General features: G+C 43.0%; 22 protein-coding genes. 4 read left to right on the forward strand and 18 right to left on the reverse strand.

The window, feature by feature from the left end:
* Positions 1–17: 17 nt before the first annotated feature.
* Together MKY54_RS21615 and MKY54_RS21620 are read right to left on the reverse strand one after the other, a co-directional pair.
* Positions 18–1,172: an AI-2E family transporter gene (locus tag MKY54_RS21615; RefSeq protein ID WP_076127413.1), complete on the reverse strand. Its 1,155-nt coding sequence runs from the start codon at positions 1,170–1,172 to the stop codon at positions 18–20.
* A gap of 243 nt (positions 1,173–1,415) precedes the next feature.
* A complete protein-coding gene (locus MKY54_RS21620; protein WP_076127411.1) occupies positions 1,416–1,775 on the reverse strand; it encodes a (2Fe-2S) ferredoxin domain-containing protein in 360 nt (119 codons plus the stop codon).
* Between the two features lie 149 nt (positions 1,776–1,924).
* Here MKY54_RS21620 and MKY54_RS21625 point away from each other — a divergent pair, with 149 nt between their 5' ends.
* The 3 genes from MKY54_RS21625 to MKY54_RS21635 all read left to right on the forward strand — a co-directional run bounded on the left by MKY54_RS21625 (position 1,925) and on the right by MKY54_RS21635 (position 5,004).
* A complete protein-coding gene (locus tag MKY54_RS21625) occupies positions 1,925–3,511 on the forward strand; it encodes an AraC family transcriptional regulator (protein WP_339187878.1) in 1,587 nt (528 codons plus the stop codon).
* A 103-nt stretch (positions 3,512–3,614) separates the two neighbouring features.
* Positions 3,615–4,631 carry an ABC transporter substrate-binding protein gene (locus tag MKY54_RS21630; RefSeq protein WP_339187880.1) on the forward strand — a complete coding sequence of 339 codons (1,017 nt, stop codon included), beginning with the start codon at positions 3,615–3,617 and terminating at the stop codon, positions 4,629–4,631.
* A gap of 142 nt (positions 4,632–4,773) precedes the next feature.
* Positions 4,774–5,004, forward strand: a complete 231-nt coding sequence (locus MKY54_RS21635) for a hypothetical protein (protein WP_076127617.1) — start codon at positions 4,774–4,776, stop codon at positions 5,002–5,004.
* 6 nt (positions 5,005–5,010) lie between these two features.
* Here the strand turns inward: MKY54_RS21635 and MKY54_RS21640 are convergent, their stop codons facing one another.
* The 9 genes from MKY54_RS21640 to MKY54_RS21680 all read right to left on the reverse strand — a co-directional run bounded on the left by MKY54_RS21640 (position 5,011) and on the right by MKY54_RS21680 (position 16,883).
* Entirely contained in the window at positions 5,011–6,108 is a 1,098-nt protein-coding gene (locus tag MKY54_RS21640; RefSeq protein ID WP_076127405.1) for a GerAB/ArcD/ProY family transporter, read from the reverse strand.
* 37 nt (positions 6,109–6,145) lie between these two features.
* Entirely contained in the window at positions 6,146–7,351 is a 1,206-nt protein-coding gene (locus MKY54_RS21645) for a Ger(x)C family spore germination protein (protein ID WP_076184080.1), read from the reverse strand.
* Complete coding sequence (locus tag MKY54_RS21650) at positions 7,348–8,859, reverse strand: spore germination protein (protein ID WP_076184083.1); 1,512 nt, start codon at positions 8,857–8,859, stop codon at positions 7,348–7,350. Before MKY54_RS21650 ends, MKY54_RS21645 begins: the two co-directional genes overlap by 4 nt.
* 159 nt (positions 8,860–9,018) lie before the next feature.
* Positions 9,019–10,044, reverse strand: coding sequence for an iron-hydroxamate ABC transporter substrate-binding protein (locus MKY54_RS21655; protein ID WP_339187884.1), 1,026 nt, complete (start codon positions 10,042–10,044; stop codon positions 9,019–9,021).
* 132 nt (positions 10,045–10,176) lie between these two features.
* Positions 10,177–11,802, reverse strand: a complete 1,626-nt coding sequence (locus MKY54_RS21660; RefSeq protein ID WP_076192280.1) for a helix-turn-helix domain-containing protein — start codon at positions 11,800–11,802, stop codon at positions 10,177–10,179.
* Positions 11,803–11,946: 144 nt separating this feature from the next.
* On the reverse strand, positions 11,947–12,987 hold the full coding sequence (locus MKY54_RS21665) for an NAD(P)/FAD-dependent oxidoreductase (RefSeq protein ID WP_076129508.1): 1,041 nt from the start codon (positions 12,985–12,987) through the stop codon (positions 11,947–11,949).
* A gap of 42 nt (positions 12,988–13,029) precedes the next feature.
* A complete protein-coding gene (locus MKY54_RS21670) occupies positions 13,030–14,745 on the reverse strand; it encodes an ABC transporter ATP-binding protein (protein WP_339187885.1) in 1,716 nt (571 codons plus the stop codon).
* Positions 14,746–14,787: 42 nt separating this feature from the next.
* A complete protein-coding gene (locus MKY54_RS21675) occupies positions 14,788–15,825 on the reverse strand; it encodes an iron ABC transporter permease (protein WP_076129507.1) in 1,038 nt (345 codons plus the stop codon).
* Positions 15,825–16,883, reverse strand: coding sequence for an iron ABC transporter permease (locus tag MKY54_RS21680; protein WP_076129506.1), 1,059 nt, complete (start codon positions 16,881–16,883; stop codon positions 15,825–15,827). The genes MKY54_RS21675 and MKY54_RS21680 overlap by 1 nt, the downstream gene beginning before the upstream one ends.
* A 213-nt stretch (positions 16,884–17,096) precedes the next feature.
* Here MKY54_RS21680 and MKY54_RS21685 point away from each other — a divergent pair, with 213 nt between their 5' ends.
* Positions 17,097–18,104 carry an ABC transporter substrate-binding protein gene (locus MKY54_RS21685; RefSeq protein WP_076276692.1) on the forward strand — a complete coding sequence of 336 codons (1,008 nt, stop codon included), beginning with the start codon at positions 17,097–17,099 and terminating at the stop codon, positions 18,102–18,104.
* Between the two features lie 88 nt (positions 18,105–18,192).
* Here MKY54_RS21685 and MKY54_RS21690 read toward each other — a convergent pair whose 3' ends face one another.
* The 7 genes from MKY54_RS21690 to MKY54_RS21720 form a co-directional block, all read right to left on the reverse strand.
* On the reverse strand, positions 18,193–18,414 hold the full coding sequence (locus MKY54_RS21690) for a hypothetical protein (RefSeq protein ID WP_042190339.1): 222 nt from the start codon (positions 18,412–18,414) through the stop codon (positions 18,193–18,195).
* A gap of 46 nt (positions 18,415–18,460) precedes the next feature.
* The gene (locus tag MKY54_RS21695; protein ID WP_339187889.1) at positions 18,461–20,437 is read right to left on the reverse strand and encodes an ABC transporter permease; all 1,977 of its coding nucleotides are present in this window, start codon (positions 20,435–20,437) and stop codon (positions 18,461–18,463) included.
* On the reverse strand, positions 20,427–21,194 hold the full coding sequence (locus MKY54_RS21700) for an ABC transporter ATP-binding protein (protein ID WP_339187891.1): 768 nt from the start codon (positions 21,192–21,194) through the stop codon (positions 20,427–20,429). The genes MKY54_RS21695 and MKY54_RS21700 overlap by 11 nt, the downstream gene beginning before the upstream one ends.
* A gap of 133 nt (positions 21,195–21,327) precedes the next feature.
* The gene (locus MKY54_RS21705; protein WP_339187893.1) at positions 21,328–22,743 is read right to left on the reverse strand and encodes an MFS transporter; all 1,416 of its coding nucleotides are present in this window, start codon (positions 22,741–22,743) and stop codon (positions 21,328–21,330) included.
* A 199-nt stretch (positions 22,744–22,942) separates the two neighbouring features.
* Positions 22,943–23,947: a helix-turn-helix domain-containing protein gene (locus MKY54_RS21710; protein WP_076129500.1), complete on the reverse strand. Its 1,005-nt coding sequence runs from the start codon at positions 23,945–23,947 to the stop codon at positions 22,943–22,945.
* A gap of 165 nt (positions 23,948–24,112) precedes the next feature.
* Positions 24,113–25,216 carry a chemotaxis-specific protein-glutamate methyltransferase CheB gene (cheB, locus tag MKY54_RS21715; RefSeq protein WP_076220075.1) on the reverse strand — a complete coding sequence of 368 codons (1,104 nt, stop codon included), beginning with the start codon at positions 25,214–25,216 and terminating at the stop codon, positions 24,113–24,115.
* A gap of 41 nt (positions 25,217–25,257) precedes the next feature.
* On the reverse strand, positions 25,258–26,856 hold the full coding sequence (locus MKY54_RS21720) for a methyl-accepting chemotaxis protein (protein WP_076129498.1): 1,599 nt from the start codon (positions 26,854–26,856) through the stop codon (positions 25,258–25,260).
* Between the last annotated feature and the right edge of the window lie 5 nt (positions 26,857–26,861).

A 26,861-nucleotide genomic window follows, 5' to 3' on the forward strand; every position in this document is an offset into this window, starting at 1 on the left:
CATTTCACCCTTCCACATTATTCCTTATTCTCTTCAATCTGTTTATATAAGCCGGATCGAAACCGGAACCATTCAAAAAGATGTGTAAATACCACCTTAAGTACCGCATAACCCGGAACTGCAAGGATAATCCCCAGAATCCCAAACATTTTACCTGCGAATATAATTACAAAAATAATGGTTATCGGATGAATCTTCAACGTCTTGCCCATGATCTGTGGTGAGATGAATTTTCCTTCAATCAGCTGAACAGCCGTCCACACGATAATCATCTTCAGCAGCATAAATGGAGAAGTGACCATCGCCACAATTAGGGCAGGTGTAATCGCGATTGCCGGGCCCAGATAAGGAACAACTGCTGTACAAGCAGCAGCAATAGCCAGAACCAGAGAGTACTCCAAACCAATGATTAAATAACCAATATAGAGCAGCAGACCAATACAGCAGCTGACTATAATTTGCCCGCGTATGTAAGAGGATACCTGACTGTTCATCTCCGACATGACCATACGAGTCTGCGGCTGCAGAGAAGTAGGTACAAACTTCAGAATATAATCCGGCAATTTTTTTCCATCGCGAAGCAAGTAGAACAAAATAAATGGCGTCGTTACAACCGCCAAGACAATCTCTGTAAGGGCTCCTACAAAGCTGCCAACACCTGTCAGGGCATTATTCAGAAAAGAACTGCCCCACGCCGTTATCTTAGATGTTATCTCACTAAGGTTCGTTCCGATACTATCTTGAACTTGCCCAAAGAACTCCGTTCCGGTCAGATCCATAAACCGTTCTTGAATTAATTCACTATACCTTGGAAAATTGTCGATCAATCCTGATAGCTGAGTCCGTATAATTGGAATGACCATAAACAAAACCAGCGTGATGATACCAGCAATCAACAAATATAGGATAATTATTGCATATACACGTTTTATTCGGGATCTTTTCTCCATCCGATCTACCAACGGATTCAGCAAATAATAAGCTATACCTGCCAGTAATAATGGTGCGGCCACGGTGTGCAGCAATACTGATATCGGCTTAAAAATAAACGGTATTTTGGAGAATACCAGAATATTAATTCCAACCAGCAGCATAATGAGCAGCACTACTACAAATTTATTATTCAGAAAAAATTTTTTGAACTTCTCTGGCCACACCTGCAGCCTCTCCATCGTACCCTCTCCCCTATAAACCATCATATATACTGTGTTATTTCATTCACTTTTTAATAGCATAGTCAACGTTAGCCCTGCAAGTCAAATTTGATGTCCTTAATTAAGCACACAGTCCTATTACGAGTCTGGTCATGATCCGATTCAATCATAATCCTCCCCTGTTTATAAATAAATAACCCTGCACGAGATATTCCTCTGTACAGGGTTAGAACCGCAGCTAAAAGGTACTCCCAAGCCTTGCTATTTTTTCTTTTTCCCTTTAGCGTCCTTTTCATTTGAAGCAATCAATTGTCCATCATAGGTGTATAACACGTGACCTTCAAGCTTCTCCCCCTGCAAATGTTTCCGCACTAATGATTTCGCCAGCTTAGGTGTAATCTCTTTGTACCACACACCTTCGGGATAAGCGATCACCACACAAGCATCTGAACATCTTCCATTACAACGGGTCACAGTCGTATGTATAAGACTTTGTGCGCCCTGCTTCTCAATCTCATCTTCTATCGCTTCAGCTACCTCTTCACCTTTGTGTTTCTTGCAGCTGCTACCGTTACATATTAATAAGTGACTTACAGTTCCTTGTAAATTCCAGGTCGTCATGGATGACTTCAACCCCTTCCTATCAGCTAACCCTATTCCGTTCGTGGATTATTTTAAACACTATCATAAGCATCATTATAGTCAATAGTAAGAAAGACTGTTATACTATAAATGAGAATGATTATCAATGAAAAGAAAGGGATTACTACATGCAGATCCAATCCGACGGGATGCCTTATTCATCCCATCCTTTTTATATGCCCCTTCGGGTCATCAGCTTATCGGGAATAACCAACTACACAGCCTCAAACATTTCTTCTACTAATTCCAGCCTTATGATAATCTGGGATGGGAAAGGTTTTCTTGAAATAGACGGTAAGCTACACAAGGTCATGGCCGGAAGCTTAATAGCCCTTAGTAGTTCTTCTTTATTGAAGATGGAACCTGAATTACAGTTAAAGGGGATATGGATTGAGTATTCCTCTATACCCCAGAGTAAAGATGAGGACATTTTTATAAATGACAACTCCCCTGTCCACCATGCCTCTACACGTTTGACAGCCTTGGCAGGTGAGCTTTACAGTGCTTGGATAGACGCTGATAAGCAAAAGCCGTTTAGGGTCCAGCAGCTATTCACCCAGTTCCTAGTGGAGCTTCATAGTGAACTGACATCCCGTAAAGAAAGATCAAGCAGTTGGATGGAGCAAGTGACGGAGTATATAGAAGCTCATTACAATGAAGATATCACACGGGATCAAATGGCTGCTTTAGCTGAAGTGAGCCCTGAGCACTTTTCGCGAGCCTTTCGCAAATCAATAGGTCTATCCTTCAGTGCTTATATTACACTCCTAAGAATCCGTAAAGCCCAGCAACGAATCCTGACCAGTTCCCCCAATCTGACAACACTGGCACATGAGGTTGGTTACGAAGAGGGAACTTATTTGAGCCGAAAATTCAAGCAGCTTGTTGGCGTTTCACCTACAGCCTACCAGAATAAGAATAAACGGGTCGTTGCCCTGAACTATAATCACACCGCTAGCCTGCGAGTACTGGAAATCATGCCTCAACTCGGGGTTTATTCCGAATGGCAACATAGCTTGGAACAAGTTCCCGCTTCCAAACAGCTTCAAATGAGCGAGGGCAAATTTTCATTACTCTATGACTCAGTAGCTGCGGTAAAGCCAGATGTCATTATCGGCTACAGTCTACCCGACAATAAGATTCTGACTCCTGTTGCTCCGGTTATTGAGCTGCCCTTTATGCAAATGAGTTGGCGAGAGCAATTTGCTCTGATTGCCGAGGTTGTGAATCGACGACAGCGTGCTGAACAGTGGCTAAGTCATTATGACAGACTTTGTCTTACTGCCAACGGGTTATTAAACCATGCAATAGGAATGGAGAGAGGTACGGCTATCGTGTGGGAGGTTAGCTCCCGATCCGCCTACTGTTTCAGTAGCAGCTTCGGCAGAGGTTGCCAAATTCTATACGGTGATCTTGGCTTCAAGCCCCCCTCCGTAATTATTGAAAAAGGGATCACCGATTCCGGCTATTTAGAGGCATCTATTGAGGATATCGTATCGTTTCCTGCTGACCATATTATTATCACCAGCATCCCTTCATCTTCTGAGGGAAGACAACGTTTTACTCGCCTACTACATTCTAAAGCCTGGAAGCAATTAGATGCAGTACGTAACGGACGGGTATATATTCTGAACCAAGGTGATATGTTCTACGGATTTGACCCACTGTCCTCACAGGCACAGCTTCAAGAATTGCTACGGGTAATGACATCATAAATTTGCATAAGCTGAGATCATATCCGTCCATAGTAAATACCCGGTGAAGCTTGTAAAGTTCTTATTGAGAATGATAATCAATATACATAGGAGGAATAACAAATTGCATAATCCAGGAAAAAATAGCACCAAACAATCCCATTGGCTTCTTTTTCCCCTCATGCTGGCATTAATTCTAGTCATATCAGCTTGCGGGAATTCCAATAATTCTGTGGGGAATACAGGCAGTAACACCAGCAACACATCATCGGCTACTACAGCACCTACCGAAACTAGTCAACCAACAGAAACTACGGAAACAGCTGCTCTAAAAAAGGTCACTACTATAAATGGTGATATTGAAATTCCTGTTCAACCTAAAAGGATTGTCGCTGAGGAATATCTGGGCAGTCTGATTGCGCTAGATACCATCCCTGTTGGTGCTCCCGGATTAACACTGGAGAATATGTATTTTAAGGAGGCACTTACTGGAGTTGCAGACACTGGAACTTACGGCAAAATGTCACCTGAAAAAATCATCGCACTTAATCCTGATTTGATTATTTCTGGACAAGCTGAAAGCTATGAAGCACTAAGCAAAATTGCTCCAACCATCGTTGTGCCATATGGTGATCTGAAAGATGCTCATGCCGAATTAACCTATTTCGGAGAACTCCTTGGTAAAGAAGAGGAAGCCAAAAGCTGGCTTGCAGATTACGACAAACGGATAGCTGAAGCTAAAGCCAAAGTAGACAAAGTACTCCCTGCAGATGCAACGTTTTCCATCATGGAAGACGGCGGCAAATCCATTTGGGCCTATGGCGATAACTTTGGCCGAGGCGGACAGCCTGTCTATCAGGCGCTGGGTCGCAAGCCCCCTACAGCTGTGGCCGCAGAAATTATGGAGAAGCAATGGGCGGAAATCTCTACAGAGGCACTCGCTAAATACGCAGGAGACTATATTATCTTAACTTCCAATAACCGTACAGAAACTGAATACAAAGCTGATCCAATCTGGAGTAGCCTACCCGCTGTAAAAAATGGCCATCTCTATGTATGGAAAGAAGAACGTTCCTGGTACTATGATCCAATTGCCGTGTTATCCCAGACCGAAGAGCTGGCTGCTTGGCTTACACAATAAAATGCGCTTAAATTAGAATCCCCTACTGCTTCCAACAACATTGGAGCAGTAGGGGATTTGTTATTTCTTTTGACTACAAAAACACTCAAGAGGTAATAATACATTTAGCCTAAGGTTAATCTAGCAAATGGAGTTGATCATTATGAAATTACTATCACTATATTTCATGCTTGCTTTTATGGGGTTGCTGATGGCAGTAATCATCGACCTTTTATCAGGAGAAACCCTCACCGCTTCAATGCGGACGATCTATGACTCCTTTGCAGCTACAAGCATACAGGAATCAATAACTATGCTCGTTTTTATCTCCTTACCTTTTGTTAATACAATTACATCCTCTATCCGAAATAGAAGCAATAAATCCATCAAATAAAATAAACTAACCTATGCTTCCTAATTTTCTGCGGATGTAATGAACGATAAACAAGAGAATAGGTACAGCGGCACAGAAATACGGCAAAATATATTTCAGAAATATCCTTCCTTCGTCCATATGTATCGGATAATTCGCTGAACTAATAAAAGCCCCGAACAAAACAACAATACCAACGGGAACGGCGAGCTTCCTGCTGTCTTGCACCTTGAATAGATCTGCAGTGACTACCATTGCAGCATAGCAATATACTGACATTTTAAAAAATACTCCAATGATTAAGGTTAAGAGCACAAGCGCGTCCAAACGTTGAATGAAATTAGCCAGGTTTACTAACGTTATCGTAGTGAACATCGGAAAATTGGCTCTACTGTAGATTTCTGTTCCTAGAACGGATATTTCGATGGCATGGGTAAAACTGAGTAATAATCCGCATAAAGTCATTGCGATGATTCCGGTTCTTTTTGCTACCTTGGTTTTTTTGATATGAGGTAAAATCGTAGTGAAACATACCATCTCCCCGAACGGAAATAGCCATATATTCAGATAGGCTGATTTTAATGCATTCTTCCAATCCGAGGCCTGTAACGGAAACAAGTTATCTAGTTTTACAAGTCCGGCGGCAATAACCAAAAAGCAACTGGTCAAGCCCAACAATATTATAATCAACATATAAATCTCAGCCGCCCGCGCAAACACCTCAATCCCCTTATTTAAGATGTAAATTACCGCAACAACCATCATTGCATAAATGATGAACACGGGTGTTCTGTCGTAAGAAGCAGCTATTAACAACTCACCTGATTCATGCAGATTTCGGGAGCCATTGAAGAGAAGGATTGGAATGTATGTTAAGCTTAACGGCCAGCCTATAACATTGCCCAGTATCTTTCTTGTATACCCGCTAATAATCATGCCCGGATATTGCCGGTATAAATAAACATAAATTAAATACAAAAGAAGTCCACCGGGCAAAGCTAACAGAATAGCAATCCAGACAGCATGGCCACTTTCAAGTCCAATCGGTACCACAAGGGCCGTTCCCAATTCAAACAAAAAAATCAAAGCAAATAATTGACTCGCGCTGATGGTTTCTTTTTTCATAAAGTGGCCTTCTCCCACCTTTCTCAACTAAACCCTGTCATTTTTCCTTTAACAATTGCGGCTCTAATCTCATTCCTACACTGCGAATATATGCCTCCACAGAAACGTCGACTTCCGCTTCCGCGAACACTGACTCCCAATCGTCCTTAACAGTCTCCCATGCTTTTGGATTTGTGCGCTTCAGTTCATTCCCAAAATTGAAAATATCGCATTTCATAGTTTGAGCAGCCTGTAAGGCTTGGGTTATTTCCTGTTTAGTTTTAAGAGCCACTTGTTGTTCCAATTGAACGATTACCTCTCTATCACTTAGCTCAATATAACTCTGAGTCTCATTAAGTGTCCCCTCTTCCACAACATTCACATGAATGACGGGTACTTTATTGCGGAGTTCAATCTTAATTTTTGTTTTTGAATAATTAATGTTCACAGCTATCGAATCTTTAGCCTCATCTGAATCTACATTAATACTGGTTTCATTAATCTCGTTCTGTACCCACAGTGCCCCCCGGGCAAGAGGTCCATCCAGCCATCCCTGAAGAACCCCTTTTTTCAATACGCTTAGCCCGCTCATTGTGACAAGTGCTTTTACTTGAGTTTGCTCCATCCCGGATTTTTTAGTTCCTTCTTCAGCGTCTCCAAGAATTCTGGCTCCGGATATCACCACTGACCCTTCCCCACTGATACCATTAATTAGCTCAAAAACATTGATATCCCGGCTTTCTCCATATATTCTAGCGGTATTTTTACTCTTTTTAATAATCCCAATTGCAGGCAGGCTTTCTACGGGAAGCAATAGTTTCAGAATAGAGGATGCTTCCGTATCTCTGGCTACAATAACATTCGTGTTGAGCCGCAGCTCATGGGACCTTTCAAAGATGTCAAAAATCCCATCAATACCGCTCTTCACTGTAGATTCGCCTAAAACTAATAGCTGCGTGTGTGCAAAAAACATCTGTCTTGCCGCCTTTTTTGAAGTCTTGCGAAAAGCGCCAAAGATCGTACGGTCCGTAGAAGAATAAATAGTGACCGTGGGTTGTCCGGTGCTAGCTCCTGCACTTGTAGCTGTTGAGGATGGATTCACAATCTGAAAAGTAACATGATATTCCTCTTTATTCGGCACTTTATCCACACCTATACCGGTCACAATGCCTAAATTGTTTAACTCCCGACTGTTCCAGCAGCTTGTCAGCAACATTAAGCAGCATATACAAATAAATGAACGCATCATCCATCCGACCTTCATTTGCCACTCCCCGGCTTTCCATCATTCACCTTAAGTCGAGTATTATTTTTTTGGCTAATAAGACGCGGCCGAGTTTTCATATATTTCAAGGGCACACGCAAGATCGCGTCCTTCTGATTCTCAGCGATAAAAGGACCAAACGGAGACATATAGGGAAAACCCAACGATTTCAAGCTGCACATATGAGCAACCAAAATAAAAGTAAAGATCGTTATTCCATAAAGCCCCATAAAGGCTGCGATAAACATAATGATGAAACGCAAGATGCGTATGGAAAGAGCCATATTAAAAGCAGGAGTAGCAAAGCTGGATATTCCTGTAAGTGAAACTACAATAACCATTGCAGGAGAGACAATACCGGCTTGTACGGCTGCCTGTCCTAACACTAAGCCCCCAATGATCGATACAGTTTGACCTATAGGGGATGGCATACGAATTCCTGCTTCACGTATAATCTCAAAAGTAAATTCCATCAGCATAGCCTCAATAAAAGCCGGAAATGGAACCCCCTCCCTTTGCGAAGCAAAATTAATAAGTAGGGCTGTTGGGATCATTTCTTGATGAAAATTCAGAATCGCAATAAAGAGTGCTGGGCCAAATAACGAAATAACAAGGCAAATAAATCTCAATAATCGGATCAAAGTCGTAATATCATAACGCTGGTAATAATCTTCTACGGCATGTAAAAACATAAAAAAGGTTGTAGGTGCAATCAGCACAAACGGGGTCCCGTCCACAAAAATAGCAACTCGTCCTTCTAAAAGATTTCCTGCAACACTGTCAGGACGTTCCGTATTATATAATGTTGGGAATGGGGAAAAGGGAGTGTCTTCTAAAAATTGCTCAATGTATCCAGATTCCAGAATCCCGTCTATATCAATGCTTTGCAGCTTAGTTCTGAGCTCCTGTAAGGTATTATCATTGACGATTCCATGAATATACATAATAGATACATTCGTTTGCGTGACGTCACCTATCTTCATCGACTCTACCCAGAGATTAGGGCTTTTTATTTTCCTGCGCACCAGAGAGATATTCGTCCCAATAGATTCTGTGAAACCTTCCTTGGAGCCACGAATGGCTACTTGAGTTGTAGCGTCCGATACCGTTCTAACCTCACCGCCGCTTGTATTCCCTCTGATAGCTTCCCTTATCCCGTTGACCCAAAGAATGGTATCTCCAGAGAATAAAGCCTCAAAAAGCACATCCCAATCTTCAAGCGTCTGTTCTTCTCCGATTCCTCTCGCCACTTCTTTCATATACAAAAAGATATCTTCAGCGGATTTTACCACCGGGTGTTCTTCACTTAGTTTATCAAACGACATCGCATGCTCCACAAACTCGTTGACCCTCAATTTTTCTATTAATCCCTCAATATATACGGCAGCTACCTCAACCTGTGTGGTTATGGATTTAATTCTACGAATAACAATATCAGGGCTATGGCCAAGCCTTTCTTGAAGCTCTTTAAGATTATCGTCCAAAATAGTAGAGTTAAAGGGATCCATCATTAACACCTCCTGCTCATACTATTTGTTCTACACCGCTTTTTTATGCAACAAATGGAATCTATAACCTCGCTTAACTTGGAATATGAACACGCAAAAGGGATGTCCTTGAGCTACTATAGCTCCGCGAACATCCCCTTATACTCTTTTGAAATTAACTTATTGAAGAGACTTCAGCAACGTAACTATCTCATCCAGTTGCTTGTCCAGCGCATAAGCATCGGAGAGATAATACGTTTTAAGATCGTAGGTGAATACATGACCCGCCTTAACAGCAGGTAGGCTTTGCCAGAAGACACTGTCCAGAATGTCCAGCTTATCCTGCTCCACACCACGGCTGAAGCCTTGGAAGATATAATCAGCTTCTTCTAAGTACTCGGGCAACGCTTCGAGTGAGAGGGAAGCCCAGCCTTCTTTAAAGGCTGCCTCTTGGACAAGATCAGGTGCATGCAGCCCCAATCCGTTATATATAATCTCTCCACCACGCCCATATGACGAACCATATAAATACAGCTCTTTACCGGCAATTTCAAAGATCGCCACTTTTTTATCAGCTGCGATCAGATCAGCCAATTCCGCTTTCTTCGCTTCCAGCTTCTGATTGAAATCCGCCACCCACTTTACAGCCTGCTGCTCCTTGTTCAAGATTTTCCCGATCTCGATCAATCGTTCTTTATAGTCGTATTTGCCCCAATGAATAAAGACCGTTGGAGCAATCTTAGAGATTTGCTCATAGGTATCTTCCTGATAAGTGATAATCAAGTCCGGTTCGAGGCTTGTTATTTTCTCCAGGGACACCGTCATGTCATCGCCTACAACTTCTACACCTGTCAGCGCCTCTTTGAAATATGGATGGTTCAGGATGTCATTCCCGGCAACGGCAATGGGCGTCACGTCAAGCGTCAGAAGATCACCAATAAAGTCTTGTACCGGGATCACAACTCTTTGTGGATTGCGTGGAATCTGCACCGGGCCTTTATCGCTTTCGTATGTCCAGTACTCTGCATCAGCAGCCGGCTCCGAGCTGGCAACTACAGAATCATTAGTGCTTTTAGCCACTTCGGCCGACGTGCTAGCTGGAGCATTCCCCTGATTAGCTGCTTGTCCGCATGCGCTCAACAGCAGCACCAGCGTAAGCATAACGGCTATCATGCTTGTTTTTCCTAACGATATTATTTTGTACAATGTAAATCCCCCTTGAGACTTTATATTATTATGATATTGATAATCAATATCATTTAGATCTTTGTTTAATATACCGTCTCCGCAGGAAAACATATATACACGCTAATACATCAATTTTGCTATGGACGATTGTCAGCTTAAATTATGGCCGGTTAACAAATCTGTCTGTATCTCCAATTGGCGTTCGAGCGCAAGCCCTTCGCTGCCCCAAAATTCCTCAAGCTTCAGGTAATATATGCGTCCATTCCTGAATGCTGGAAGATTGCGCCAAACCGCACTTTTACTAATCCGTTTACGCGTCTTCGACATCCAGTCCTCTTGTCCTGATACGACCACAAACATATGGTCAGCCGCATATATTGGCAATTCCGACAGTGAGATGCATAAATGATCATTCCGCTCCAGAACATCTGACCTTACCTTGTCCGGTGGAGTTAACCCCAGCATTGGATACAGATTGTACACCCCGCGGGCTGTATGATTCCAGATATAAATACTGTTATCTTGCCTAATCTCATACACCGCTACCGTTTCACCAGATTCAATTAGTGAGGACAAGCGCTGCTTGGACAAATCTATTTTCAAATGATAGTGCCTTATCCATGCCTCTGCCCGCTCCTCTTCACCCAGCAGTCTGCCGAACAAACGAATCTGTTCCAGGCGGTCCATTTTATCACACTCTACCGTAACGAGTGGCCCCAACTTCTCCATGCATTTAAGCTGACGGGGGCTCAGATAGGTTGGTGCAATAACTAAATCGGCTTCCAGCCCAGGCCATTCCGCTTCCTCCGGACATCCCTGCAGCTCAAATGATCGTACACCCGCCAGTTCCGGCAGCAAAAGCAAGGAGTAATTCATCACATCTTCTTCAACTGCGACAGGCTTCACACCCAGCGCAAGTAAATCCCCTAAAAATTGCAACGCTACTATCCGCTTCGGTTTGGGACGCAAACGGAACTCTGTTGGGGTCATCCCGGTGACTTGCTTGAATTTGCGGCTCAGATATAGTCCATCTGTATAGCCTACTTTTTGCGAAATTTCCTGTATTGTTGCTTTGCTGGACATCAAGTGTTTTTTCGCTTTATTTACTCTTAAATGAGCTACATATTCGGTGAAGCTCCAACCCGTCTGCTTGCGGAACCATACTGAGAAATAACGAGGATTGAAGCCCATTATTCGAGACATCATCTCCCGCGTAATCTCCCTTTGGAAATTCTGGTGGATATAAGAGAGCATTCTGAAATATGAACTATCCGTAATGTCTGCTTCAGCGTCAGCCTCTACGACCAGTTGATGTAGCTGATACAGCAAGGATTGAATTCTATCTGCCTGTGCTTCTAAATTATTGGCAGCAACGTCTTCCAATTCGCTGAATAAGCGAGTTATTTTATTCGTCGTACGTATAGGTAAAATCCCATTGACCGGAAAAATTTCACGGCAAAGTCCATAGACCAATTCTTGCTCCGTGCTATTGCTTAGCCCATATACCTCATAGGAAATTGCTAGAACAGAGATAACAGTCTCTAATGGAGCATTAATTTGATATGTCGCACCTGCGCTTAGAAAAAGAATTTCACCATTTTTAAGAGATACTGTCTCTCCTTCTATGGTTATTTGAATGATAGCTTCTATTGGTGTCAGGAAGAGTGGGGACTGGGCAATTTGGGGTTTACTGATGTGACCGCCACCGCATTGGCGTTTCCCTACCTCTTTTAACAGATAAATTCTATGAACCGGGTTATTATTTGATAGCTTCATTCCTGCTCCCTTCCAGACTGCTAGACTTAATAACCCATAAAATATAAAGCAAGCGTATAAGGTTTCTCTCCGCTCGAAATGGATAAGATCCCCTATACGCCTTATATAAAACTTCAGATTTTATGGTTTGAGAAGCCTCTATCCTTAGTGGTCGTCAACGACTCCAAGCGCTTTATTCTTCTCTTTGAACCGTTCATTGTGAGAAGATACGTAAGCGACTTTGGCCGCGGTTGGGTCTATGTACAGCTTAGCGCTATTAAGCGCCAGAGCCGCATCAGTGAAAGTACCTGCGATCAAACGAACCTTGCTTGCATAATCCACAAAGTCACCTGCTGCAAATATACCCGGAAGATTGGTCTCCAGCTTATCGGTTACATTCGCACACCACTCGCCCATATCAAGACCCCATTCTTTTAACGGACCAAAATCGCTTTTCAGACCATGATTCACAATGACAGCATCCACTTCAAACTGCTCTGTTTCACCTGTCTCTATATGACTGATCGTAACCTGATCTATCGTTTCACCATTACTGCTGTGTAATTGGCTTACTGCATATGGCGCACGGACATTGACTGAGGATTCCTTCATCCGTACAATGTTTTTCTCATGCCCGCCAAACTGTTCACGACGATGTGCAATCGTCACACTTGCAGCGATAGGCTCCAATTCATTCGCCCAATCTACTGCGGAGTTGCCTCCACCGGAGATTAGCACTCTTTTACCGCGGAACGGCTCCAGCTCTTGAACGGTATAATGAAGATTTGTCACCTCATAACGATCTGCACCTTCAATTTCAAGCTTTGCCATCTGCAGAATTCCGTAACCAATGGCCAAAATGACTGTGCGGGTCCAATGTTGTTCCCCAGTAGAAGAGGTCAGGATGTACGTTCCATCCTCTTGTCTCTCTTGATTCATAATTTGCTGACCCAGCACAATAGTCGGATCGAAGGTTTGAGCCTGCTCCTTGAGCTGACCGATTAGTTGATGACAAAGAGTTGGGGTTACGCCTCCTACATCCCAGATCATTTTTTCGGGATAAATAAGCATTCTTCCTCCGAGCTCATCCTTCGCTTCAATTAACTTTGTCTTCAAGTCTCTCATTCCGCTATAAAAAGCTGTATACATCCCAGCAGGTCCGCCACCAATAATGGTTACATCGTATAATTCCAGTTGTTTATTCATTGTGTCCCTCCAAAATTATATTCTAGTGATCCCTTCAGCTACTTAAGCTCCAAACTGCGCTTCATGCAATCGGCTGTAAATTCCGGCAGTCTGCAGCAGTTCCTCATGCTTACCTTGTTCTGCGATGCCACCTTCCGCAACGACAACAATCCGGTCCGCATTTCTGATCGTTGCAAGGCGATGAGCAATAACAAGTGTTGTGCGTCCCTCAGACAACTCTGCGAGCGCCTCTTGTATAGCGGACTCCGTTTCAGTATCCAGTGCAGATGTAGCTTCGTCCAGAATGAGAATCGTCGGATTCTTCAAGAACATCCGGGCGATGGACAACCTCTGCTTCTGACCGCCAGAAAGCTTGACGCCTCTCTCTCCGATCATTGTATCCAGCCCGGCGGGCTGAGATTTAATCAGTTCTTCCAGCTGAGCGCGCCCTGCAGCCTCCCAGATTTCTTCATCGGAAGCTCCCAATCTGCCGTAAGCAATGTTCTCACGAATAGTTCCGTCAAACAGGAATACATCTTGTTGTACAATCCCGATATGGGAACGAAGTGATTCCAACGTCATGGAGCGAATATCTATTCCATCAATAGAGATGTTGCCTTCGCTTACATCGTAAAAGCGTGGCAGCAAGCTGCAAAGTGTTGTCTTACCAGCACCGGATGGACCCACAAGCGCAACGGTCTCTCCTGCTGAAATCGATAAGTTCACATGGGTTAACACCTTTTCTTTATCACTATAAGCAAAAGCTACATCCTGGAAGGTTATATTCCCTGACAGATGAGACACTGGCTTAGCGTCTTTTGCGTCATCAACATCCGGCTCCGTCTCCAGCAGTTCAAGATAACGTTTGAAACCAGCGATCCCTTTAGGATAGGTCTCGATGACCGAATTAATCTGTTGCAAAGGTCCTAAGAAGACATTAGACAACATCACAAAGGCAATAAATTCACCGTAGGTCATCTGCTTCTGGATTACAAAATAGGTTCCGCACACAAGAACGAATAACGAGACCAGCTTCATGAGCACAAAGCTAAAGGATGAATTCCAAGCCATAATTCGGTAGGTCATTAGCTTCGTAATACGGAAGCGTTCGTTATTAACTGCAAAGCGGGAAATTTCATGATTCTCATTAGCAAAAGCTTGCACAACACGGATCCCGCTTACATTGTTCTCTACGCGTGCGTTATAGTCAGCAATGTCCGCGAACATGATGTGGAACGCTTTTGACATTTTGCGACTGAAGTACATGGATAAATAAATCATCAGCGGGACAATTACAAAGGTCAGAATAGCTAATTGCCAATTAATGCTAAGCATGATACCGAATACACCCAGCAGCGTCATCACTGCTATGAATAAATCTTCAGGACCATGGTGGGCAATCTCACCGATATCCATCAGATCATTTGTCATCCGTGAGACCAAATGGCCTGTTTTATTATTATCGAAGAAGTTGAAAGAGAGCTTCTGTACACGATCAAACAGCTTTTTTCTCATATCCGACTCGATATTAATCCCCAGCTTATGCCCCCAATAAGTGACGACAAAATGCATAAAGGCGCTGACGATATAGATCCCCAGCAAACCGAGGCAAGAATAGAGAATCCATTTCCAATTCCCACTTGGCAGCATATCATCCACTACCCGGTTAACGGCCAGCGGGAAGACTAGTTCCAGCAGTGCAGCAGCAATAGCACAGGAGAAGTCAAGAATAAACAATCCCTTATAGGGTCTATAGTAAGCAAAAAAACGACGCAACATTGTAAAAATTCGCTCCTTCCGGTGAGTGACCATCTTCTTTCATCAAGATTTAGTACGGGCTAGCAAATACAAAAAGTATGGCGCTCCAATTACAGCAACAACGATTCCAGTGGGGATCTCAGATGGCTGTAAGATCCAGCGTCCAATGGTATCCGCTATAATGACTAGCAGTGAGCCGAGCAGCGCTGAGGTTGGCAGCATGAGCTGATGTTTGGGTCCAACTAGTCGTCTCGCCAAATGGGGGCCGACAAGTCCGACAAAGCCAATCCCGCCACTCACAGCAACACTTGCCGCAGCTAGACCAACCGCAGCGGCAAGAAGCCGGAATTGTTCTTTGGTTACAGCAGCCCCAAGTCCTACGGCTGTCTGTTCACCCAAATTAAGGACGTTCATTACCCTTGCTTTATAGATGACATACGGCACAAGAATTACGATCCATGGTAGTAAAGAAAGTACAAACTTCCAGCTTGTGCCCCAAATACTCCCGGCAAGCCAAGTAGCCACAAACTGATACTTCTCCGGATCCAGCCGAAGAGTCAGCACGATCATCGCTGCACTCATTCCAGCTGCAACCGCTACACCAGTCAGCAACAGGCGCATGGGTTTTATTCCTTCATGCCGTTTATAAGCTAAGACATAAATCAAGGCAGCAGTAATTGCCGCACCAACAAACGCTACCATAGGCAGCAGATACACCGGAGCCGCGGTTGCCGTTGGGTAAAAAGAAATTAACAGCATAACCATAATTCCTGCGCCAGCGTTAATCCCTAAGATGCCGGGGTCGGCCAAAGCATTACGAAAGACGCCCTGCATCACAGCTCCGGATACAGCCAAACCTGCGCCTATCAGAACGGAGATCACAATACGCGGTAACCGAAATTGAAACAAGATTAACTCTTGCTTATCCGTCCCTTTACCGAATAACGTATTAAGCAGCTCCATAGGTGTCAAACGTATGTATCCTGTATTCATACTAATAATAAAAGCAATAACAATCAGTACAGCTAAAATAATCATTATAACTAAGCCACGTTTATTTTTGGCGGCTTGGAAGGAATCGAATGAAGTTTTCTCTATCATTACAGTTCCCTCCTTTCTTTACGTGCAAGATAAAGGAAGAAAGGTACACCGATCAGTGCAATAATGGCTCCAAGCGGCGTTTCATTAGGGGGATTAATCATCCGTGCTGTTAAATCTGCAAATACTGCAAGCAGACTGCCGAGAATAGCTGAACATGGAATGATCCATCTGTAATCCACACCTACAAAAAAACGGGTCAAATGGGGAATGATTAGTCCAATGAACCCAACGGCTCCTACTACGGCAACTGATGATCCAGCCAGAATCAATACAATTAAAGTCCCTGCCAGCTTAACAAGCCCTGTGCGCTGGCCTAGCCCTTTAGCAACATCGTCACCTAGGCTGAGCATTGTAATCGACCGGGATAATACCATAGCTCCTATTAACGCTGCTCCTATCCAAGGGAACATGACTTTAAGCTGAATCCATTTCGTCCCAGCCACGCCTCCCGCATACCAGAAAGCCAAATCTTGCCCAATGTGAAAATATAAAGCTACCCCTTCACTCAGCGCTGACAGCAGTGCACTAAAAGCAGCACCCGCCAACACCAGACGTGCAGGAGTCAGCCCTCCCTTGGCCAATGATCCGACCCCATACACAACCCCAGCCCCTACTCCGGCACCAACGAAGGAATATAGGATCAAATACATAAACGATAAGTTCGGGAAAAATGCAAAACAAAGCGCCAGCGCAAATCCTGCGCCTGAGTTAATGCCCATCAAACCTGAATCTGCGAGTGGATTTCGGGTCATCCCCTGCATAATGGCACCCGCAACTGCAAAGCTGGCCCCTATCATGGCCCCGCCAAGTACACGGGGTAATCGTAATTCCCTAATAATCTGATGATCCATGATCTCCGGATTAAAGTGAAACACGGCTGCCCACACCACAGAAAGTTTAATATCAGCCGCTCCGAAGGAGACTGAAACAGCGATACCTAGTGCTAATAGTACCAGACCGCCAACCAAGATTAACGTGGCAGCCCAAGGACGTGAACGGAACTCTTGTATGGCTGACCCTTTATTAGGTCTAATCTTGGAAGATATCTGTTGATTCATGAATGCCACCTTATTTCTATGAAATTGATTCTCATTATCACTATGCTATTGTAAATGAGCCTTCCTAGGTTTGGCAATAGATAGATTTAATAGGAGGCATTTATTTTATTGCATTGACAGGAAATCTAGGATTTGATAAAGTTCAAATTGAAAATAATAATGATAATGATTCTCATTATTATTTGTTGGTACATATATATAGGGAGGTTTATCATGCTAAAAAGAAAGACCCTCTTCCCCATCCTGGCACTCATAATGTTATTGTCTGTATTTGTGACAGCTTGCGGGGGAACGAACAATGCTTCATCTAATAAACCAACAGCAACAACAGAAGCAACTACAGCACCAAGCACTGAGCCAACGGCTGCTCCTGAGGCTTCAGCTGCTGAAATGCGTAGCTATGAAACCACTAAGGGTACTGTACAGATACCTGTAAAACCACAACGGATTATTACAGATTATTATGGTGGGGAGTTGCTCTCCGTAGGAGCAAATGTAGTAGGTGTCGAACCTAGTACCTTTGATAATCCCTTCTTGAAAGACCTGCTCGCAAATACACAAGATGTCGGTGCTCCAGTTAACGCCGAGAAAGCTCTGGAACTTACACCTGACCTGATCGTCGTTATGTACGATGATAACTACGATGCTTTATCCAAAATTGCTCCAACCATTCATATTCCATACGGAACCGCTACAAATATCTATGAAACTGTTAAACTGTTCGGTGACATTGTAGGTGTGCCTGACAAAGCTGAACAATTTATTGCTGACTTTGAGAAAAAGGCTGCTGAAGGCCGCGAGAAGCTTAAAGGTGTCGTAAATGAAAATGATACTTTTGGAATCTATGAGCTGACTGATAAAGGTGAGCTATGGACCTTCGGAAATAATGCTGGCCGTGGCGGACAAGCCCTTTATAACGCACTTAAGCTAAAAATGCCTACTAAGAACAGCAACGACAACCAAACGTTGCAGCTGTCCATGGAGCTATTGCCCGAATATGCTGCTGACTACATGTTCCTCACCACTTATGATCCTGACAAAAAAGGGGATAAGCTGAAAGAACTGAAGGAATCTCCAGTTTGGAACGGACTTGATGCTGCGAAGAACGATCATCTATTTTACAATGATTTTGATACCTACTACCGCTATGATCCGATTGCGATTACCGCACAGATTGATCTGTTCGTAGATATGATTCTTGAACGCAACGGTAAGAAATAAACATAGGCACATACAAAAACACCCCTCTTTAGGCACTGTCTAAAGTGGGGTGTTTGGCTATACATAAGAAGTTTCTGTTAAATTTATATCATCTAGTATATTCATTATACTCATCGGTGTTATTTAGTTTTTTGTACATATACTCATCATTTTTAAGCTTATAGAGCTGCCCCATCCCCGCAAATACGAAAAACAGCACCAAAATTAATCCATACGCATAGGTGAATTCACCAATATAAAAGCAAGTGACTATCGCAACAAGGGTCAAGATCATTAATGCGACTGCAATTCTGGAAAAAATCTTTTTCAAATGGAATCCCCCCACGTTTTGTGCACCAATATTATCATATTTGGGATTAAATTGAAATCTCTTTTTGGTCTATTAAGGGAATATCGAGTAGCTGAATATGTGCCAGCATATTGCGAGTGTATATTTTGGTGTATATACGATAAAAGAGGACTTGAAATAAAAGATACGCTCCGCCTACTAACAAACAAAACCACATCGGCTCCAGAGCTGCAGACATTTCAACCCTGGAAGAACTAACAACATAAAAAGAAGACAATGCAATACCTAATGCATACGGGAGAAAAAACAGCACTTTTAAAGGGCCGCCTATAATGCGGGCCACGTCCTTAGAAGTAATTCCAATCTTGTTCAGCTTCCTGAATTTGATCCGCTCACGCTCTAAATCGGTCTGAATACTGAAATGCAGCACTATCCCGGAGGCGCCGAAAAATATTAAACCAACAAATGAAATTACGAAGATTCCAAATCGGCCAGACTCCTGTAACTGTAGATAGTCACTTATTCTAGACTTCGTAGAGAATACGAGGGCCTCTTGCCGTTCATTGCCATACCAGGACTCTGTATTGTCTTTGTTATATTTGGCTAAAGCGGCATTTAACTTAGCATCTATATCCGCAGTTTTTTTCCAATCCTTAAAATTCAGGAGCTGAAGATTACCGATCGCTTTTTTATTTTCCGCTTTCAGCGCCATATAATCCTCTTCGTTTACAATGATATGAAGACCATTCATTAGATTCGGCACAGGGTTAAATACCATGTCAAATAGGATACCTTGTGAATACAGCGTATGCTTCCCCGCAGCAAGCTTCATATCAAAAGTGGGCATTTCCGGTCTTTGATTCTTCCACTCTTCTCCTTGTGCAACTATGGCCAGATTTAGAAAGTGATCTTTCTCCACATGATAATCAGTGCCGATTAATGCGTTTATATTCTGGTCCAGAAATATTTTGAAATTAAACAAGTCGATATACTCCAGCTTTTGGTGTGAAAGCAGCGGCGTGGCGCCATGATCCGTGATCTCGCTTAGTATTTTTGGTGAGATGCTATTTTTTCCGAATACTTCTGAATAGGCAATATCATATGGATTGTTTGCAATCGGAATATCCTCAGCATTCCAGGTCAAATAAAAAATAATCCCGCTTAGAGAAATCGTGATGAAAACGAGGAAGGTGATAAGAGAAAGCACTATTTTGGAGCGACCAAGGGTATAGATCAAATTGGAACTAAACAGCAGGTGCTTGTGATATGCTCTGCTTGATCGCGATATAAAAAGTTTCAACCAGTCCCCAAGTCCTGACAACAGCAAATAAACGCCTAACATACTAATTCCCAGATTTATTAACATCATGCGAGCATCGGAAGGGTTGTAATGAGTGAGCATATTATAAACGGAGATTCCCAAGAGCAAAACTCCGATGACCCCGGTGATTTTCCCATGAATCAGGTTGCGTTCTGCGGTTCTGGACTCTTTTAAAAGACGTAAAATACTGTATCGCAAAGTTAGTAGCAAATTGACTGCAATCACAACTATGTAAATCACCGCGAAGAATTTAATGGTATACAGATAACTATCCGGCGTCAGTATAAAAGCACTGTCCCCAATATTTACAAACAGCGAAACAATCAAGAAAAAAATACCCGAGAAAACTGTCCCTGCACCTAAACCAGTGAGAATCGAGGCTAAAGCGATCATGCTATTCTCGAACAAAATGATTTTGCGGATATTGTGGCTTGTCATTCCAAGTACCATTAATAGCCCAAAGTCGCTTTTTCTGAATTTTAAAAAGGCCATTTGAGCATATACAATAAACAGAACAGCAAAGACCCTTATCACCAAAAAAGGAGCATATAAATTACCTGACACCATCCCATTCACTTGATAAGGGTCATTAAAATCAGGATTACTGTACAGCGAATAAAATGTAAAAAAGATCATGACCGTAAAGCTGCTGCATAGGAAAAATAACAAATATCTTCTAAGATTCGCCTTAAATATCTGAAATGCCATTCTCCTAAAGGTCATCTTCTCCCCCTCCAATAAAGGCCAGGTTCTCCAGAATCAGATCCAAAAATGCTCTGCGCTCTTTATTCTCTCTAGCAATCTCTAGTAGAGCCTTCCCATCTTTGATAAAAAGCACCCGATTACAATAGCTGGCCGCAAAAGGATCATGTGTGACCATCACTATCGTTGCTCCTTTTAGAGTGTTGAGCTTGGCGAAGGTCTTCATCACCGTATTCGAGGATTTGGAATCCAAATTCCCTGTCGGCTCGTCCGCAAAAATCACATCTGGATGATTAATAATCGCCCTGCTGATCGCCGCCCGCTGCTGTTGCCCCCCTGAAACCATATAAGGATATTTGTCCTTCACCTCATCGAGATCAAATAGCGATAACATCTCATCTGTCTTGGCATTGATATCTACTGCCTCTTGTTCATCCAGCACCATGGGCACCATGATATTTTCCCGTAGGGTCAGACTATCCAGCAGATTGTAATCCTGAAAAACGAATCCCATACGCTGCCGGCGAAAAATCGCAAGCTCGTTCTTGGGCATCTCACTTATACTAATATCTGCAATTCTTACAACCCCACTATACTCCGAGTCTATTCCGCTTAGTATATTTAAAAGTGTTGTTTTCCCGCTCCCCGAGGGTCCCATAATCGCCACAAACTCGCCGCTATCCACACTAACACTAATCCCGTTCAGCGCTCGAAACCGATTCGTTTTACCTTTGCCTTTATATTCTTTCGAGAGATTCTCTACTTGCAGTATGGACATCCTGGCACCTTCTCATTGATAAGTTTGGAGTGAGTTACATTAAATGGAATTCAATCACTCGGTATTACTATAAAGCTAAGAAGAGCGTTCGTTTGTTAGATTGCTCACAGCGTAAAAAAGCAGGATACCTCCTCTATAATTTCCGCTCCCGCAAAAAACAAAGGCAAAGAAAACCAGTAAAAGCAAGTCCTCCGATTGCTGCTAATGAGAAGGAAAACGCCCTTACATAATCCGCTAGATCTGCTTCCAAAAGAGAATGCTTTAGCGAAGCGGAGAATAAAATACCGATTAACGCCACTCCTAACGAATTTGCAAAATACATAAAGGTAGTGATCAAGCCTGAACCCGTACCCGTGATCTTTGTGGGTACTGAACTAAGCGTAACGTTGACTAGAGGTGTAGTAGCCATTCCGAGACCGAAACCATATATCAATAATAGTAGGATATTACGAGGGTCTAGCAGCTGCGTAACGTCCACATTTAGCTCTAACATAAGCAGCAGACTACAGCTCCCCATCATCAGCGCTCCTATCTTAAGTACACTCATCCCCCATCTTTTGACCATTCGAGAAGAGATTAGGGAAGTCAGAAAAAAGCCTATCCCTATAGGCAAGAAAACCATACTGGTATCTTGAACACTATAGTGCAAACCAAATTGCATATAATAGCTCAAAATAAAAAAGAAAGAGAACATACTTAGATAAAGGACAAGAACGGTTGCCAGACCAGCGCTAAATGTTCGATCTCTGAAAATAGACAGATCGACTAACGGTAACGTCCCCTGCTTTCCCTTTCGATTTTCAACCCAGATAAAAGTAAACAACACGAAAAGAGCTAACATTAGACAGCCAAAAATCCACAACGGCCACCCTTGTTTTTGTCCCTCTGACAACGTATAGATCAACAGGAACAAACCGATCAGCAGAAGGAAGCTTCCAGTCCAATCAATACTGTGCGCCTGCTCAGCCCGTGTTTCAGGTACAATCGGCATTAACAGCAGGACGAGAAGTCCAAATGGCACATTGAAAAAAAATACTGTCCGCCAACCGAGATCGAACGGATTCCAATTCACAATAGTACCTCCGAGGATGAATCCGAATGCAAATCCAATGCCAATCATTGCGCCGTAAATGCCGAAAACAAGCCCTTTTTCCTTTGGCAGAAAGCTGACCTGCAGCGTAGATAGAACCTGAGGTTGAATAAGCGCCGCAGCCAATCCCTGCACAATCCGAATAACAATCAGAAGTGCCGGATCTGAGGTCAATCCGCCTAACACTGCCATGACCGTAAACCCGCTCACCCCGATCATCAACATCCGTTTTCTGCCGTATATATCCCCAAGCTTTCCGCTAATAATCAACGCCACAGCTAATCCTAGCGAAAATCCGGTAACGATAAGCTGTGCTTCCGAAAAGCTTGCGTTCAAGCTATATTGCATAGATGGAAGCGCAACTTGAATCATATAAGTATTTAATGAAATAAGTAATGTTGGCAGTAAAATAACCCCCAGCGCATACCACCTGCGTGAATCTACTTGTTGTTGTCCCATTGTATGACCACCTTTTTATCTGCAATCTATGAAATTATTATCATTTAGAGTGGTCTTTTTCTCTACCTGTTAAGGGAGGTTCACTCCTTGATAAGGGAGCAAACACAAAAAAACCTCAAGCATGCAGAAGATAACGTTCGATTCCGAACCCTATGTTCTAACACCTGAAGCTTTAAGCTTTCTGCATTTACAAATCTTCCTACAGCCTGTTTCGTTCCAAACTCTGTTGTTCGATACGTTTTAAGTATTCGCTTGGATTGCAGCCATAATGCTTACGGAAGGTCGTCGTGAAATTGCTGACATTGCTATATCCGACCGAAACAGCTGTTTTCCCTATATTCAAACCTTCAACCTCCATATACCAGAGCGCTTTCTCCATCCTTTTTATACGTACAAGCTCGAAGATCGTCATGCCAAATAATTCGCGGAAGCCTTTTTTCAGCTTGAATTCGTTGATACCTACCCGCTTAGCCAACTCACGTATAGATAACGGTTGTTCGAAATGGATTTGCACCAATTCATGTACCCGCTTCAGATTAGTAATATCATCATGCCGCAGCGTCATACTATCGCTAATAGAACCGTAACCATCAGACTCACCAAACAAAGCAATAAATTCAAGGGCTTTGCTCTCCATATATAAACGTCTCAATGTTCCATGATAGGTACAGTGGATCATTTCGGAGACACATTTTCGGATTGCCGCAGTATCTGGATAACGATCAATATTTCCACGATGATGTCTAAGCCAGGTTTCCATTTGCTGTGTCTCCGATAAATCTCCGGCGTAATTCAGCAGTTCACTAGGAGCAAACCGTATTTCCAGCAATTGATTGGGGACACCTGCTTTTTTCTCTTCATACACCTGAACATCCTCTAGAAAAAGGACATTGCCCATTTGTTTATCCGTGTAACTTTCCTTGCCGTTCCATTCGCAATAGATTTCTCCGCTTAGATTATAGCTTAGTTCAAACAACGGACAAGCTTCTTGAATGTGGAGCTTCATATCCTGTTCGTAAGTTATGTCCGTATACATAATCTCCATACCTGGACGAATCCGTGTACGGGTGACGCTTCCCTTACCAATATGTGAAGGAATAGTAAGCCGTTGTTCCCATTGGTTATGTTCAACATGCCCCTCTATCCGTTCTGTAAATTGATCAAAAAGATCATGAATTTCCATATTCAATATATTTAAAGTCATCGCAAAACTCTCCTTCTTCGCTCCTTGTATACGATGAGTTACATAATCTCTACTCTTGCTCCGTAAATGATAATTGTTATCACTTGAAAGTGTCAACATGAAACACAAAAAAGCATTGGCGGATTTTATCCTGCCAACGCTTTTTTAGTAGTAAAATAAGACCGTTCAAACCGATGGAAATGCATCCCTCCGGTATCTCAGCTCCCCCGTAACCTCCATAATCTTCGAGGCTAACAAATGCGAGGGCAGCTCGTAATCCACACAACCCAGCTTAGCGGCTGCTTCAGGCATTTCACTTTCAATAGAAGTTTCTTGCGATTCTACTAGCGTTGATTGGGCGCCAGCGTGTTTGGCAGCCAGCATCCCTTTAGCGCCATCATTTCCCATTCCGGTCATTAGGATTAAATGCTGCTGTAGACCAGTTAGTGCAGATATAGACTCAAACAAGATATCTACCGAAGGACAGTGTCCATTCACTGCAGGCTTTTTCATAAGTTTTATTCTGAGATCCTGCCCCTCCTGAATAATGGTCATATGAGAATTACCTGGAGCGATATAGACGGTTCCCCCGAGCACCGATTGCTTGTCCTTGGCTTCCACCACCCGTACACTTGAGAACCGATTCAGTCGTTCCGCCAATGCTTTTGTGTACTTAGGTGGCATATGTTGAACAACCAGCAGGGGATACGGGAAGCTCGCCGGGAGCGAGGAAATTAAGATTTCTAATGCCTTCGGCCCCCCTACTCCGCATCCAATTCCCACGATCTGCTCAATAACTTCTGTACATCCACTCTTAACGTTGTTTTGTTTCTCTTGTCGAGCTTTCACTTTAGAGATGTTTATATTGTTAAGAATAAGAGTTCTTAAAGGAATTTCAGCGGCTTTCTTAATTTTGAATAATAACTCATCTTTTATGCTGTATAGACCAGGTCCATAAGATTGAGCCGGCTTAGATATGAAATCCACTGCACCATTTTGTAGAGCAGTAATGGTTGCTGTTATTCCATCCTTTGTAGCGGAGCTCAAGATAAGTATAGGTGTTGGCCGCTGAGACATTATGCTTGTGAGTGCTACCAAACCGTTCAATTCCGGCATTTCTATATCTATAGCCACGACATCGGGCCTGAGTTTTTGAACCATGCTGATCGCTTCGGATGCATTTCGAGCTACTCCAATGACCTCGAGGCTTGAATCCTCCGAAATTAGGTTCGAGATCTGTTTACGCATGGTTACTGAAGCAGCTACAACGAGCACCTTTATTTTTTGCACTACTTCTCCTCTCCTATCAATGATAATACCCCTGACACTGTTTATTTAACTTTAAAAATAGATACCAGACTATTTAACTCTTCTGCTAGCTGAGCCAAAGCATTGGCGGTCGTTGCCGTTTCACTGCTGCTTGCCGCCATTTCTTCAGTTGCGGCGGATATGCTCTCAATTGAGAACATCACCTCAGACGATTGTGCGGCCTGTTCTTCACTGGCAGCTGCAATTTCTGTTACTTTATGAGCGGTATCGTTCACCATCGTAAGGATATGTTCAAAGGCTTCTCCATTTTTTTGTGAAAAAGCTACTCCTTCTACTACAGCATTTACACTGTGCTGCGTATTCTTCTGCATTTCTTTGATAATGCCCGTGATTTGTTTCGTAGCCCCACTGCTCCGCTCAGCTAACTTTCTTACTTCATTCGCAACAACGGCAAAACCTCGACCTTGTTCACCTGCGCGGGCCGCTTCAATCGCTGCGTTTAGGGCAAGCAGATTTGTTTGTTGGGCAATATCTTCAATCACCGCGATAATCTCACCAATCTTATCGGAGTCTTCCGCAAGTCTAGACATTTGTGTATCCAGTACTGCCATTCCTTGTACGGAGTTCTTAACCACGATCCCTCCATCTTGAGCAATACGCATCGTTTGATCTGAAAGCTCAGAAGCCTGTTCAGCACTCTGGGCTACTGAATTAATCGCCGCAGATAATTCTCGGAACAACTCATTCATCGTTTGTGCTGCACTAGCTTGACTCATACTTCCACTGGCTACTTCCTCTGTACTAGCTGAGATTTGCTGTGCAGCAGCTGAGACACTTTCCGCAGAAGACGAAATGCCGCTAACAGTGCGTCTTAGGTTCAGAACCATTTCATTAACAGAATAAGCTAGCATTCCAATCTCGTCCTTAGATTCCAGATTCGACGTTTCGCTTAAATCACCATTAGCCACTTTACCTAGCAGGCGCATTACTTGATTTAGAGGCCGTGCTATGATCTGCGATATTAGAAGACCCAGACCAATACTGATGAGCAGCGCAACAATAGTAACGCTAAACGTAATCAAACGAGAGGACTGATAAAGGTCATTGGCATTAACAATCGAACCTTGAGCCTGCTTCATATTGATGTCTATTAATTTTTGCAGAAAGTTAGTCAGCTCTGTTGTGGCTGTTTGCAAATCACTTTCGCGCAAATAATTTGTATATTTTTCATTACTAATATTTGTTTTATCAATTTCAATAGTATCATCAAGACTTGTGATATAACGTTGCCAGATCTCAGGATAATCTTTCATTATCGCCAATTCTTCTTCCCTCAACGCAGTCTTGCTATATTTACCCATGATCTCTTCAATACTTTGAACGTTTTTATGTATTTTATCTTCGTATTCTTTCTTTTCTGCCGCTGTTTTAGCCATCGTGTTTATATCACGGATATTGATTCTATTTGTTAAAAATAGTTCATTCGCTTCTCCCAGATAAGCTATAGGTGTTAAGCGATTTTCGTACATGTCCACGATAGAGCGGTCCATCTTACTCAAATTCGTAATTCCATAGAATCCTACAAAGCACAATATTGCGGATACTAACAGAAATGCGGAGATTAACTTCACTGCTGTCCTTAAATTATAAAACCACTTCATTTTCC

Origin of the sequence: Paenibacillus sp. FSL P2-0121 (genome assembly GCF_037975345.1) — a bacterium.
In the GTDB taxonomy this organism is placed as follows: Bacteria; Bacillota; Bacilli; order Paenibacillales; family Paenibacillaceae; genus Paenibacillus_AQ; species Paenibacillus_AQ odorifer.